This is a genomic window from Xanthobacter sp. (assembly GCF_041911315.1).
GTDB classification, from domain to species: domain Bacteria; phylum Pseudomonadota; class Alphaproteobacteria; order Rhizobiales; family Xanthobacteraceae; genus Xanthobacter; species Xanthobacter aminoxidans.
This window is the reverse complement of sequence record NZ_JAYRPE010000053.1, coordinates 66,281-79,795: the sequence shown is the minus strand read 5'-3', so window position 1 is coordinate 79,795 and position 13,515 is coordinate 66,281. Positions and strand designations below refer to the sequence as shown.

Sequence of the window (13,515 nt, the reverse complement as noted above, 5' to 3'; positions counted from 1 at the left end):
CCCGTAGAGGCGCCGATCCTGAACCGTTGCCCCTCAGCTTGCCATATGGCGCGTCCATGCGGCGAGATAGGCAGCGGCGGAAAGGCCCGTCAAGAGGCCGACAAGCACGAGCCCCAGATCGTACAGGCCGGGCACCGTCACCCCGAAGCCGGCGCTCGCCAGCACAAGGGCGGCGAAGCTGATCTGCGCCGCCGTGTTCACCTTGGAAATGAGAAGCGGGCTGATCGTCACCGGCTTGGCCATCACCAGCGACAGCACCACCGCGCCGATGATCATGACATCCCGCGACACCACGGCGATGGCGACCCAGCGGGGGATGAGGCCAACCACCGCCAGCGTCACGTAGATGGAGATGAGCAGCGCCTTGTCCGCCACCGGGTCCAGATAGGAGCCGAGCTCCGTCTGCATCTGGAAGCGCTTGGCGATGAAGCCGTCGAGCGCATCCGAGATTCCGGCGGCGAGGAACAGCCAGAAGGCAAGGAGCGGCTCGCCGGAGGCGATGGCCCACACCACGGCCGGCACCAGGAAGATGCGCAGCAAGGTGATGATGTTGGGGATGCTCAAGGCTCTTCCGCCACCCTGATAGCGTTGAAAGGCCGGTCGAATGAGAGGGGGCGCAGTGCTCCGCGCCGCCCTCAGCCGCTGATGCGCTCGATTTCCGCGCCGCAGCGCGACAGCTTCTCTTCCAGTTTCTCGAAGCCGCGGTCGAGGTGGTAGACGCGCTGCACCATGGTCTCGCCCTCGGCGGCGAGGCCGGCGATGACCAGGGACACCGAGGCGCGCAGGTCCGTGGCCATCACCGGGGCTCCGGTCAGGCGCTCGACACCCTCCACCACGGCGGTGTCGCCGTCGAGCTGGATGCGGGCGCCGAGACGGGCCAGCTCCTGCACGTGCATGAAGCGGTTCTCGAAAATGGTCTCGGTGATGCGCGAGCGCCCCTTGGCCTTGGTCATCAGCGCCATGAGCTGGGCCTGGAGGTCGGTCGGGAAGCCAGGGTAGGGGGCGGTGGAGACCTCCACCGGCAGGATTCCGGCGCCGTTGCGACGCACGCGGATGCCCTCGTTGGTGGCGTCGATCTCGGCGCCGGCATGGCGCAGGGTCTCAAGCGCGTCCTCCAGCAGGTCCGGGCGGGCGCCGGCCAGCATCACGTCGCCACCGGTCATGGCGGTGGCCATGGCATAGGTGCCGGTCTCGATGCGATCGGGCAGCACCGCGTGGCGGGCGGCCTTGAGGCGCGGCACGCCCTCGATGCGGATGGTGGAGGTGCCGGCCCCCTCGATGCGCGCGCCCATCTTGATGAGGCAGTCGGCGACATCGACGATCTCGGGCTCGCGCGCAGCGTTCTCGATCACGCTCTCGCCGCGGGCGAGGGCGGCAGCCATCAGCGCGGTATGGGTCGCACCCACCGACACCTTCGGGAAGACGATGCGGGCGCCGGTGAGCCCGCGCGGCGCCTTGGCCAGCACGTAGCCGGCGTCGATCTCGATGTCGGCGCCGAGGGCGCGCAGGGCGTCGAGGTGGAAATCCACCGGCCGCGTGCCGATGGCGCAGCCGCCGGGCAGGGAGACCTTGGCGACGCCCATGCGGGCGAGGAGCGGCCCCACCACCCAGAACGAAGCGCGCATCTTCGACACCAGCTCGTAGGGAGCAATGGTGTCCACGATGACGCGGGCGTCGATCTCCAGCGTCTGGCCGGCATAGGGGTCGTCCCCGTTACGCTTGCCGTTGGTGGTGATATCCACGCCGTGATTGCCGAGGATGCGCTGCAGCAGCGCCACGTCCGCGAGCCGCGGGACGTTCTCGAGAATCAGCTTCTCCTCGGTCAGGAGGCTGGCGATCATCAGCGGCAGGGCTGCGTTCTTCGCGCCCGAGATGGGGATGGTGCCCTTCAGCTCGTTGCCGCCGACGATGCGAATCTTGTCCATGCCGTCCTGTCCTTGCCTTGCGGGCGGCGCCCCCCTGAGCCGGCCGTAAGCGGATGTAAGAGAGAAGCTCTAGCCCGCCTCGCCGTCCGGCACAATCGCGGGCTTCCCCTCGGACGGGGCGCTGCTACCACCCGTTGCGGGATTTCCACCGGAAGCCTCGGGCGAGGCATTTTCCTCCTGCGGCGCGCGCCGGGCGCGCGCCTGCGCCTTGCGGCGCTGGAGATTGGCGCGCAATGCAGCGGCGAGGCGATCCGATCGATCCGTGTCAGAAGCCATGATGTTCCCCTTTCGTCCCAATAGAGGCGCGGGCGAACCGGCGCAAGGGCACCCTTTCTCCTTACCTTTGCGTGCATTGCTGGCCTTGCCGCAGGGAGTGTGCTAACGAGCCCAATTGCTGGGCCGGGGGCACGCGGGCGTTCAGGCGCTCCACCATCCGCGCGCGGCGCGAGGACGGGCCGACGCGATCTCGTCTCCTTCGCGACGGAGGGGGGCTGGGCACGGCGGAAAAAAGGCATTATGCCCTCCTCCAGCCGCCGAACGGCAACGGGATTATCCGAACAACCGAGGGTTCGATCTATGAGTGACATCGCCGAGCGGGTGAAGAAGATTGTCGCGGAGCATCTGGGGGTTGAACCCGAGAAGGTCACGGAGAGCGCCTCCTTCATCGACGATCTCGGCGCGGACAGCCTCGACACCGTGGAACTCGTGATGGCCTTCGAGGAGGCCTTCAACTGCGAGATCCCGGACGATGCCGCCGAGACCATCCTGACTGTGGGCGACGCGATCAAGTTCCTGGAAAAGAACGCGGCTTGATCCATTCGCGTGTCCATCTGGCGGTCGCGTGGCGCTCGGCGCCCGCGGCCGTTGTTGCACCGGGCCGCGCGCCAGGCGCGCTGTTCGCCCGCCTCCCGGAGTTTTTCCCATGAGACGTGTTGTCGTCACCGGCCTCGGCATGGTGACGCCGCTCGCCTGCGGCGTCGAGCCGACCTGGCGGCGGCTTCTTGCCGGCGAAAGCGGTGTCAAGACGATCAGCCACTTCGAGGTCTCCGACCTCGCGTGCAAGATCGCAGCGAACATCCCGCGCGGCGACGGGTCCGACGGCACCTACAATCCCGACCAGTGGATGGAGCCGAAGGAACAGCGCAAGGTCGATGAATTCATCGTCTTTGCCATGGCTGCGGCCACCCAGGCCCTGGACGACGCCGGCTGGCATCCCACGTCCTACGAGGACCAGATCACCTCGGGCGTGCTGATCGGCTCCGGTATCGGCGGCATCGAGGGCATCGCGGATGCCTCCCTGCTGCTGAAGGATCGCGGCCCGCGCCGCATCTCTCCCTTCTTCATTCCCGGCCGGCTCATCAACCTTGCCGGTGGCTACGTCTCCATCGCCCACGGCCTCAAGGGGCCGAACCACGCGGTGGTCACGGCCTGCTCCACTGGCGCCCATGCCATCGGCGACGCCGGACGCCTGATCGCCCTCGGCGATGCGGATGTGATGGTGGCGGGCGGGACCGAATCGCCGATCAACCGGCTCGCCATCGCCGGCTTCGCCGCTTGCAAGGCGCTCTGCACCGCCTTCAACGAGGATCCGACCCACGCCTCGCGCCCCTACGACAAGGACCGTGACGGTTTCGTCATGGGCGAGGGCGCCGGTGTCGTGGTGCTGGAAGAGCTGGAGCACGCCAAGGCCCGCGGCGCCAAGATCTACGCCGAGCTGGTCGGCTACGGCCTGTCGGGCGACGCGTTCCACATCACCGCCCCGTCCATGGACGGCGACGGCGCCTATCGCTGCATGTCGGCGGCGCTGAAGCGCGCGGGGATGACGGCGGACGACGTCGACTACATCAACGCCCACGGCACCTCCACCATGGCCGACGAGATCGAGCTCAAGGCGGTGGAGCGGCTGCTCGGCAACGCGGCGGCCAAGACCGCCATGTCGTCGACCAAGTCGTCCATCGGCCATCTGCTCGGGGCCGCGGGGTCGGTGGAGGCGATCTTCTCCATCCTCGCCATCCGCGACCAGATCGCCCCGGCGACGCTGAATCTCGACAATCCGTCGGTCGAGACGCCGATCGATCTCGTGCCGCTGACGCCCAAGCCGCGCAAGATCGACGCCGTTCTCTCCAATTCCTTCGGCTTCGGCGGCACCAACGCGTCGCTCGTCTTCCGCCGCTACGCCGCCTGATGCGGCCCGACGGCCGGGCTCGCGCCCGGCCGCACGACGCTGGGACAGCCTGCCCCCGTCACGCCCGAATGTCCCTTTAGCAAGCCGCCAAAAGGTGGCTGACTGCCCCGCCGACACGGTGGGAGCCTTCGCCGACGACAAGGGAGCCCGGGATGGCCCAGTCCAACGACGGATCATCGACGCGCGAGGAGCCGGCGGAGGCCGGGGGCACGGCAGCCCCGACGCCGGCATCTTCCGAGCCTGCCGCTGCGCAATCTCACGTCGGCGCCGGTGAGGAATCGCCGCTTCTGCTCAAGGGGCAGATCCGTCCGCCCGCGGCCCCGAGCGCTGCCGGCGTGTCCGCTCCGCCGCGTCCGCCCGCCGCTCCTCCGATGCCCACCGGTCCTGCCCGCAGTTCGAAGCCGGGCAAGGCGCCGCCGCGCCGGCCTCCGCCCAAGCCGCCGCGGCCGTCGCGCAGCGCGCGGCATCCGGCCGTGACCATCGGCAGCGGCATCTTCACCTTCCTGCTGTTCGTCTTCGTCGCGGTGGGGCTCGCCGGTTGGTATGGCCAGCGTGCTTTCACCGAGCCGGGCCCGCTGACCACCGAGAAGGTGGTGAACATTCCGCGCGGCGCTGGCGTGCGCGACATGGCCGAGATTCTGGAACGCGAGGGCGTAATCCAGAGCTGGGTACTGTTCGTTGCCGGGCAGAAGCTCGCCCGGCCCGATGCCTCCCTGAAGGCAGGCGAATACGTGTTCAAGCCGGGCCAGTCGGTGGCGAGCATCATCGACACCATCGCCTCCGGCAAGGTGGTGCTCCACCAGGTGACCATCCCCGAGGGGCTGACCAGCCAGCAGGTGGTCAAGCGGCTGATGGACAATGACCTGCTCACCGGCACGCCCGCCGTGCCGCAGGAAGGCACGCTCCTGCCCGAGACCTACCGCATCCATCGCGGCATGACCCGGGATGCGGTGCTGCAGGAGATGGCGGACGCGCAGAAGAAGCTGCTCGCGACCATCTGGGCCAAGCGCGCGCCGGACGTGCCGCTCAAGAGCCCGCAGGAACTCGTCACCCTCGCCTCCATCGTGGAGAAGGAGACCGGCAAGGACGACGAGCGGCCCAAGGTCGCCGCCGTGTTCGTCAACCGCCTGACGAAGAAGATGCGGCTGCAGTCCGATCCGACCATCATCTACGGCATCGTCGGCGGCAGGGGCTCGCTCGGTCGCCCGATCTCGCGCACCGACATCGCCACGGCCACCGCCTATAACACCTATGCCATCGACGGCCTGCCGCCCGGCCCCATCTGCAATCCGGGCAAGGACGCGCTGATGGCGGCGGCCAACCCGCCGAAGACGAAGGATCTGTTCTTCGTCGCCGACGGCACCGGCGGACACGCCTTCGCCGAGACCTTGGCGGACCACAACAAGAACGTCGCCCGCTGGCGGGCGATCGAGCAGGGCGCAGCCCCGGCGCAGGGCGGACAGCCGCCTGCCGCGCCGGCCGCCACACCTCCGGCCGCACCCGGCCGCTAAAAGACACGGAGACGGCAATGGCCGCGGGACCGATCATCAAGCGCGCAGCCGTCTCGGCCGGAAAGGTTGAGCCGAGGACGCCGCTCGCCAGCATGACCGGCTTCGCCCGCGTCTCCGGCTCGCACGGGCCGTGGCGCTTCGGCTGGGAGGTGCGCTCGGTGAACGGCAAGGGCCTCGACCTGCGCCTGCGCCTGCCGCCCGGCTTCGAGTCGCTGGAATCGGACGTGCGCAGCCGCACCGGGCAGGTGCTCTCGCGCGGCTCCGTCGCCGCCAACCTCACCGCGACCCGCGAGGGCGAGGCCTCCACCGTCCGCGTCAACCAGGGCGCGCTTGAGGCGCTCTACCGCGCCATGGCCGAAAGCGCGCGCCGTCTTGGCGCCGCTGCGCCGACCCTTGATTCGCTTTTGGCCGTGAAGGGCATGGTGGAGATCACCGAGGCCGAGGACAGCGAGGAAGAGCGCCGCGCCCTTATGGCCGCGGTGCTGGACGCCTTCGACCGGGCGCTGGCCGAACTCGGCACCATGCGCGAGCGGGAAGGCAGCGCCCTCAATTCCATCCTGACCGAGCGCCTCGATACCATCACCGGCCTCGTCTCCCGCGCCGAGCGCCTGCCAGAGCGTTCGGTCGAGGCGGTCAAGGCGCGCATCGCCGATCATGTCCGGGTGCTGATGGAGGCCGCTTCCCTCGATCCCGAGCGGCTCCACCAGGAGGCCATTCTCGCCGTCACCAAGGCCGACGTCCGCGAGGAACTTGACCGCCTCGTCGCCCACATTGCCGCTGCGCGCGACCTGATGGCCGCCGGCGGGCCAGTCGGGCGGCGGCTTGATTTCCTCGCCCAGGAGTTCAACCGCGAGGCGAACACCCTGTGCTCGAAGTCCAATTCCGTGGCACTCACGCAGATCGGGCTTGACCTCAAGCTGCTCGTGGACCAGTTCCGCGAGCAGATCCAGAACCTAGAGTGAAGTCCGCCGCGATGCCCAATTCCGCCTCATCTTCCGTGTCGTCGCACTTCGCGCTGCCGGGCTGGAAGCCGGGCGCCGGGGTGCTCGCCCGCCGCGGACTGATGCTGGTGCTCTCCTCGCCGTCGGGCGCGGGCAAGACCACCCTGTCCCGTCTGCTGCTGAAGAGCGACGACCGCATCACCATGTCGGTTTCGGTGACGACCCGCGCACCGCGGCCGGGCGAGGAGCACGGCAAGGATTATTTCTTCGTCGATCGCGACACCTTCCACCGCATGCGCGACGAAGGCGAACTGCTGGAGCACGCCACGGTGTTCGAGAACCTCTACGGCACGCCGCGCGGGGCCGTGGAGCAGGCGCTCTCCGCCGGGCGGGATGTGCTGTTCGACATCGACTGGCAGGGCACCCAGCAATTGGGCGAGAGCGCGCAGCAGGATCTGGTGAAGGTCTTCATCCTGCCGCCGTCCGCCGCCGACCTCGAGCAGCGGCTGAGGTCGCGGGCGCAGGATTCAGAGGAGGTCGTGCACCAGCGCATGGCCAAGGCCTCGGACGAGATCAGCCACTACACCGAATACGACTACATCATCATCAATCACGACGTGGAAGACAGCCTCACCAAGCTCACCGCCATCCTCCAGGCGGAGCGGCTGAAGCGGCGGCGGCTCACCGGGCTTTCCAGCTTCGTGAAGGGCCTGCGCGACCACCTCTGAGGTGCGCCGGTCCGGTAGCGGCTATTTCTGCACTGCCACCACCTTGCCCTTGTCCACGGCGAGGGCGAGCTGCCCGGCCTTGAGTGCGAGGGCGTGCACGCCGAACAGCTCGCGTCGCCAGCCCTTCAGAGCCGGCACGTCGGCCTCGTCGCTCACGGCGATGCGCTCCAGATCCTCGGTCGTCGCGATCACCTTGGCGGCGACGGCGTTCTGTTCCGCCGTCATGCGCAGCAGCACCTTCAGCAGTTCGACCGTGGCGCTGGCGCCGTTGGGCAGGGGTTTGTCCCGCTCGATGCGCGGCAGGGTCTTGGGATCGCGCGCGACACCGCGCTTCACCGCTTCCAGCACCGCCTCGCCATAGCGCGAGCGTTCGAACCCCTTGGGCAGGGACCGCAGCTCCGCAAGGCGCTCCGGGGTCTGCGGCTGCTGCACGGCGATCTCGCCGATCACTTCGTCCTTGATGACCCGGCCGCGCGGCAGATCGCGGGTCTGGGCCTCGCGCTCGCGCCAGGCGGCGACTTCCACCAGCACCGCCAGCTCGCGCGGCTTGCGCACGCGGGACTTGAGCCGTTCCCACGCCTGTTCGGGATGCTGCTCATAGGTGGCGGGGGAGGTGAGGACGTGCATCTCCTCGCCCACCCACTCGCCGCGGCCGCGGGCGTCCAGATCCGCCGTGAGCTTGATGTAGATGTCCCGCAGATGGGTGACATCGGCGATGGCGTAGGTGATCTGCGCCTGGCTCAGCGGCCGGCGCGACCAGTCTGTGAAGCGGGAGGACTTGTCGAGGCTGTGGCCGACGGTGCGCTGGACCAACTGGTCGTAGGAGATGCTGTCTCCGTATCCCAGCACCATGGCCGCCACCTGGGTATCGAACACCGGGTGGGGAATCAGCCGCGCCTGATGCCAGATGATCTCGATATCCTGCCGCCCGGCATGGAACACCTTCATCACCCGCTCATTGCCCATGAGCCGGTAGAAGGGGGCGAGATCCAGCCCTTCCGAGAGCGCATCGATGAGGATGGCCTCGTCGGGGGATGCAACCTGCACCACGCACAACTTCGGCCAGAAGGTGCTTTCCCGCAGGAATTCGGTGTCGACGGTGACGAAGGGGTGTCGCGCAAGACGCTCGCAGGCAGCTGCCAGCGCCTCGGTCGAGGTGATGGGGTCCATCCGTCAAACATACCCACGCCGACGCGTTCGGCAAAGGGAATGTGGCGTGATCTTGTCGGAAAGACGTCAGGCGGCCGATGCGCGGGCGCGGCGGAGGGCTTCCTCTGCGGAGCCCGGACGGCCCAGCAGATAGCCCTGAAGATGCGAGCAGCCCTCGGCCGTGAGCAGCCGCCGCTGGCCCTCGGTCTCAACGCCTTCAGCCGTGCAACGCAGCCCGAGCGTGCGGGCGAGGCCGACGATGGCGCGCACGATGGCGAGGCTCTGCGGCGAGGTCTCCACCTGCTCGATGAACGAGCGGTCGACCTTGATGCGGCCGATGCTGAGCGTTCTGAGGTATCCCAGGGAGGAGTAGCCGGTCCCGAAATCATCCAGCGCGACAGTGATTCCCTCCTCGCTGAACTGCTCCAGCGTCGCCCGCACCATCGGCCCCTCATGCAGCAGCGTGCTTTCGGTGATCTCCACCTCCAGCCGGGAGGGGGCGAGACCCGAGCTTTCCAGCGCACTGCGCACCTGCCGGAAGGCTTCCGCCCCCCGGAACTGGATGGGCGAGAGATTGACCGAGACGAACAGGCTCTCTGGCCAGGCGGTGGCCGCGACGCAGGCCTCGGTGAGGACCCAGGCGCCGAGCGGCAGGATGAGCCCGGTTTCCTCGGCGACCGGGATGAAGTCCGAGGGGCTGACCAGCCCGCGCTCGGGATGCCGCCAGCGCAGCAGCGCCTCGAACCCGGCGATGCGGCCTGATTCGGCTTCCACGATGGGTTGGTAGACCAGGAAGAACTGGCGCTCCCGCCATGCGGTCTGGAGATCCACCTCCATCTCGCGGCGCTCGCGCACCAGACGCTCCATCTCCTCGACGAAGACACGGGCGATGCCCCGGCCGTCGGTCTTGGCGCGGTAGAGGGCGAGGTCCGCGTTCTTGAGCAATTGAGCGACCCCGGTCCCGTCCCGCGGCGACATCACGATGCCGACGCTGCAGCCGCTGATGATCCGGTGGAGCCCGATGTGGAACGGCGTGCGCAGCGCCTCGATCAGACGCTGCGCAAATTCCGTCGCTTCTGTCTCGTGCGTCAGCCCCGCCAGAACGACGGCGAACTCGTCGCCGCCGAGGCGGGCTGAGAAGTCGTCCGGGCCGAGCATGGCGCGGATGCGTTCGGCGATCTCGGTCAGCAGGGTGTCGCCGGCGTCGTGGCCGAGGGTGTCGTTGACGGCCTTGAAATAATCGAGGTCGAGATAAAGCAGGGCGAAGGGCGTTCCGCCGCCTCGCGCATTCAGGAGTGCGGCCAGACGCTCGGCGAAGGCAAGGCGGTTGGGCAGGCCGGTCAGCATGTCGATCCGTGCCATGGCATGCTGGGTTACGGCGAAGGCCCGCTCATCCCGCAGATGCCGGCCGAGGCCCCAGGCGGCCAGACCGATGGTGAGGCAAAGCAGCACGGAGGCGACGATCAGCGGCGTCGCGCGCTGCCACATGAGGGTATCCAGAGCGGCGACGCTGTCGCTCACCACCACGGCCACCGGCAGATCGCCCACGGGGTGGACCGCAGCAATGCGCGCCTTTTCATCCAGCGTTCCGGCGGGGAGCTGGGTCATCTGGCCGCTGCCGAACACCGCCGTCGCGGTCCGCGCACGGACGGCGGAATCGCGCGGGGAGAGGCCGGCCGAGCCGGGATAGCGGGCGAGCAGCGCACCGTCGGAACGGATCAGCGCGATCATGCCGTCGCGTCCAAGCCGGATGCCGCCGTAGAAGCGCTCGAAATACGCTTGCTCCATGGCGCCCAGCACCAGGCCCAGGAAGCGGCCCGAACTGTTCGCGAAGCGCTTGGCGAGATAGATGGTGACGGAGCCGCTCCCGCGGTTCGGGACCGGCTCGCTCACAAAGATATCCGGTCCCTTCATCCCTTCGAGGGCCAGGAAATAGTCGCGGTCGGATACGTTGACCTTGGGAATGGGCCAATAGCGCGAAAAATTGAGGAGCTGGCCGGTCTGATCGATGACGGTGATGGCATCGATGAAGGGCAGGCCGGAAATCTTCTCCCGCAACCGGGAATGGACGTCTTCCGTCGACATGTTTCCTGCGAGCTGGGCCTGTGTCTCGATGTCCCTTTCCCGCGCATGGGCGATAAGGTCGTCCTGGATGAGGCCCACGCTCTGGAACGCACGGGCGGTCTGCTCCGACAGCGTCACGGCAAGGTTTTCGAGCTCACGGGCGCGATCGGCGGCCCCATCATGCCACAGGTTCGTCACGAGGAGACTGGTGGCGGCGATTACGCAGCCGACCAGGGCCGCAGCGATCAGGGCCAGCCACAGAGGCCCGTGCAGGGCTGGTCCCGCCACGTCCTGCGACCCGGTTTCACGCCCGTTCGGCGTCTCCATGCCGGCCTCGCTCTCTGTCACGCCCGCACCCGCACGACCCATCGATGAAGACACGGCAGAACCGAACCTACATCCTTCGCGCATGGCTGAACAAGACTGCGCGCTTGACACGGGCGGGATCGCATGCACCTTCGCCCCGCCTTAGATGCGGACTTTCGAGCCGTGGCGCGCGGTGACGCGGCGCCCGGCGCGCAAGCGGCGCCTCGGGCGTCCGGTGCGCGCCAATGGCCTGCGCGCGGGCGTCCGGGCTGCAGGGCCTGATCGCCCCGTGTCTTCTCCGTTCAGCCTTGAAAGGGCGACCCCATGCACCGTTACCGCTCACATACCTGCGGCGCGCTTTCGACCGCCGAGGTGGGCCAGATCGTCCGCCTGTCCGGCTGGTGCCACCGCATCCGCGACCACGGCGGCGTGCTGTTCATCGACCTGCGCGACCATTACGGCCTCACCCAGGTGGTGGTGGACCCCGATAGCGGGGCCTTCAAGGACGCCGAGAAGGCGCGCTCCGAGTGGGTCATCCGCATCGACGGCAAGGTGCGCCTGCGCCCCGAAGGCACGGAGAACGCGGACCTCACGACAGGTGCCATCGAGGTCTACGCCACCGACCTCGAAGTGCTCGGCCCGGCGGCCGAGCTGCCGCTGCCGGTGTTCGGCGATGTGGAATACCCGGAAGAGACGCGGCTCAAGTACCGCTTCCTCGACCTGCGCCGCGAGAAGCTCCACCGCAACATCATGACCCGCGGCGCCATCATCGACGCCATGCGCCGGCGCATGAAGGATCAGGGCTTCTTCGAATTCCAGACGCCCATCCTCACGGCCTCTTCGCCGGAGGGCGCGCGCGACTTCCTGGTGCCCTCGCGCCTCCATCCGGGCAAGTTCTACGCGCTGCCGCAGGCGCCGCAGCAGTACAAGCAGCTCATCATGATGAGCGGCTTCGACCGCTACTTTCAGATCGCCCCCTGCTTCCGCGATGAGGACCCGCGCGCCGACCGCCTGCCGGGCGAGTTCTACCAGCTCGACCTGGAGATGAGCTTCGTCGAGCAGGAAGACGTGTTCGCCGCCATGGAGCCGGTCATCACCGGCGTGTTCGAGGAGTTTGCCGGCGGCAAGCCGGTGACCAAGAACTGGCCGCGCATTCCCTATGCGGAAGCCCTGCGCAAGTACGGCACCGACAAGCCGGACCTGCGCAACCCGCTGGTGATGCAGAACGTGTCGGACCATTTCCGCGGCTCGGGCTTCAAGGTGTTCGCCCGCATGCTGGAGGTGGAGAAGAACGAGGTGTGGGCCATCCCCGCCCCCGGCGGCGGCTCGCGCGCCTTCTGCGACCGCATGAACAGCTGGGCGCAGGGCGAGGGCCAGCCGGGCCTCGGCTACATCATGTGGCGCGAAGGCGGGGAGGGCGCCGGCCCGCTCGCCAACAACATCGGCCCCGAACGCACCGAGGCGATCCGCGAACAGCTCGGCCTCAAGGCCGGCGACGCCGCCTTCTTCGTGGCGGGCGACCCGGACAAGTTCGTGAAGTTCGCCGGCCTTGCCCGCACCCGCGTCGGCGAGGAACTGAACCTCGTCGATAAGGACCGCTTCGAGCTGGCCTGGATCGTCGACTTCCCCTTCTACGAATATTCGGAGGAGGAGAAGAAGGTGGACTTCTCCCACAACCCCTTCTCCATGCCGCAGGGCGGGCTGGAAGCGCTGAACACGCAGGACCCGCTCACCATCAAGGCGTTCCAGTACGACATCGCCTGCAACGGCTACGAGATCGCCTCCGGCGGCATCCGCAACCATCGTCCCGAGGCCATGGTGAAGGCGTTCGAACTGGCCGGCTATGACGAGGCGACCGTGGTGGAGCGGTTCGGCGGCATGTATCGGGCCTTCCAGTATGGCGCGCCGCCTCACGGCGGCATGGCGGCGGGCGTGGACCGCATCGTCATGCTCCTGTGCGGCACCACCAACCTGCGCGAAATCTCCATCTTCCCCATGAACCAGCAAGCGCTCGACCTGCTCATGGGCGCCCCGAACGAGGCGAGCCCGAAGCAGTTGCGCGAACTCCACATCCGGTCTGCGCCGCAGCAGAAGTGATGCGGTCCCCCAGTTGGGGGAGAAGCGCGGCCGCGCCGAAGCCGATATAGATCCTCTCCGGGACATCACCGCGGGACGAAACCGCGGGCGCTCCCGGGAGGATGCAGATGCGGTTCGCCTATCCAATGCTCTTGGCCGCGGCCCTCGCGGTCCAGATTCTCGCCTTCCCCGCCGGCGCCGCAGCTGACGAGGCTTCGGACAAGGCCGCGCTGGCGCGGCAGGTGGTCGACTTCGCGGTCGTGCCGGGCCTGGAGAAGCATTTCGGCCGGATGATCGGCCAGGCTGCCGAGAAGATCCCGGCTGACAAGCGGGATGCCGCACGTGACGTGCTCACGAAGGAATCCGCCAGCATCCGCGAGGATCTCGTGGGGGTCTTCGTGGGCTATTATGCGGATGCCTACACCCTGGCCGAACTCAAGGAACTGGCCGCCTTCTACGGCAGCCCCCTCGGCCTGAAGATGGTGCGGGTCCAGGAAAATCCACCGGAAGCCGTCAACATGGCCGTTCAGCAGCAGATCGTGAAGCTGGTGGCGTTCCTGAGCGCGGCCACCGGCGCCCCCCGGTGAGGGCGCCGGGGCTCTGAACCCGGCGCTTCCATCGCGCGCCTGA

12 protein-coding genes are annotated in these 13,515 nt (G+C 68.1%); 7 read left to right on the top strand and 5 right to left on the bottom strand.

The features are described 5' to 3' along the window. Positions 1 to 33 precede the first annotated feature (33 nt). The 3 genes from ACE3QW_RS15390 to ACE3QW_RS15380 form a co-directional block, all read right to left on the bottom strand. Entirely contained in the window at positions 34 to 564 is a 531-nt protein-coding gene (locus tag ACE3QW_RS15390; RefSeq protein ID WP_029555155.1) for a CDP-alcohol phosphatidyltransferase family protein, read from the bottom strand. Between the two features lie 71 nt (positions 565 to 635). Then, positions 636 to 1,925: a UDP-N-acetylglucosamine 1-carboxyvinyltransferase gene (gene murA / locus ACE3QW_RS15385; RefSeq protein WP_374252308.1), complete on the bottom strand. Its 1,290-nt coding sequence runs from the start codon at positions 1,923 to 1,925 to the stop codon at positions 636 to 638. A 69-nt stretch (positions 1,926 to 1,994) separates the two neighbouring features. Further along, a complete protein-coding gene (locus ACE3QW_RS15380; RefSeq protein ID WP_374252306.1) occupies positions 1,995 to 2,201 on the bottom strand; it encodes a hypothetical protein in 207 nt (68 codons plus the stop codon). A gap of 300 nt (positions 2,202 to 2,501) precedes the next feature. Here ACE3QW_RS15380 and ACE3QW_RS15375 point away from each other — a divergent pair, with 300 nt between their 5' ends. The 5 genes from ACE3QW_RS15375 (at position 2,502) to gmk (ending at position 7,290) form a co-directional block, all read left to right on the top strand. After that, positions 2,502 to 2,738 (top strand): acyl carrier protein, encoded by a 237-nt coding sequence (locus ACE3QW_RS15375; RefSeq protein WP_012115109.1) that lies wholly within the window; start codon positions 2,502 to 2,504, stop codon positions 2,736 to 2,738. Between the two features lie 109 nt (positions 2,739 to 2,847). Then, positions 2,848 to 4,110 (top strand): beta-ketoacyl-ACP synthase II, encoded by a 1,263-nt coding sequence (gene fabF, locus ACE3QW_RS15370; protein WP_029555153.1) that lies wholly within the window; start codon positions 2,848 to 2,850, stop codon positions 4,108 to 4,110. Positions 4,111 to 4,583: 473 nt separating this feature from the next. Further along, positions 4,584 to 5,621, top strand: coding sequence for an endolytic transglycosylase MltG (mltG, locus tag ACE3QW_RS15365; protein ID WP_250168138.1), 1,038 nt, complete (start codon positions 4,584 to 4,586; stop codon positions 5,619 to 5,621). A gap of 92 nt (positions 5,622 to 5,713) precedes the next feature. After that, the gene (locus ACE3QW_RS15360) at positions 5,714 to 6,583 is read left to right on the top strand and encodes a YicC/YloC family endoribonuclease (RefSeq protein WP_029555151.1); all 870 of its coding nucleotides are present in this window, start codon (positions 5,714 to 5,716) and stop codon (positions 6,581 to 6,583) included. Positions 6,584 to 6,684: 101 nt separating this feature from the next. Continuing rightward, positions 6,685 to 7,290, top strand: coding sequence for a guanylate kinase (gmk, locus tag ACE3QW_RS15355; RefSeq protein ID WP_250168183.1), 606 nt, complete (start codon positions 6,685 to 6,687; stop codon positions 7,288 to 7,290). Between the two features lie 21 nt (positions 7,291 to 7,311). Here the strand turns inward: gmk and rnd are convergent, their stop codons facing one another. Continuing rightward, complete coding sequence (gene rnd, locus ACE3QW_RS15350) at positions 7,312 to 8,460, bottom strand: ribonuclease D (protein WP_029555149.1); 1,149 nt, start codon at positions 8,458 to 8,460, stop codon at positions 7,312 to 7,314. A gap of 66 nt (positions 8,461 to 8,526) precedes the next feature. Beyond that, positions 8,527 to 10,851, bottom strand: a complete 2,325-nt coding sequence (locus tag ACE3QW_RS15345; RefSeq protein WP_374252304.1) for an EAL domain-containing protein — start codon at positions 10,849 to 10,851, stop codon at positions 8,527 to 8,529. Between the two features lie 282 nt (positions 10,852 to 11,133). Here ACE3QW_RS15345 and aspS point away from each other — a divergent pair, with 282 nt between their 5' ends. Together aspS and ACE3QW_RS15335 are read left to right on the top strand one after the other, a co-directional pair. After that, positions 11,134 to 12,906, top strand: coding sequence for an aspartate--tRNA ligase (aspS, locus tag ACE3QW_RS15340; protein WP_374252302.1), 1,773 nt, complete (start codon positions 11,134 to 11,136; stop codon positions 12,904 to 12,906). Between the two features lie 107 nt (positions 12,907 to 13,013). Next, entirely contained in the window at positions 13,014 to 13,472 is a 459-nt protein-coding gene (locus ACE3QW_RS15335; protein ID WP_374252300.1) for a DUF2059 domain-containing protein, read from the top strand. Positions 13,473 to 13,515 lie beyond the last annotated feature (43 nt).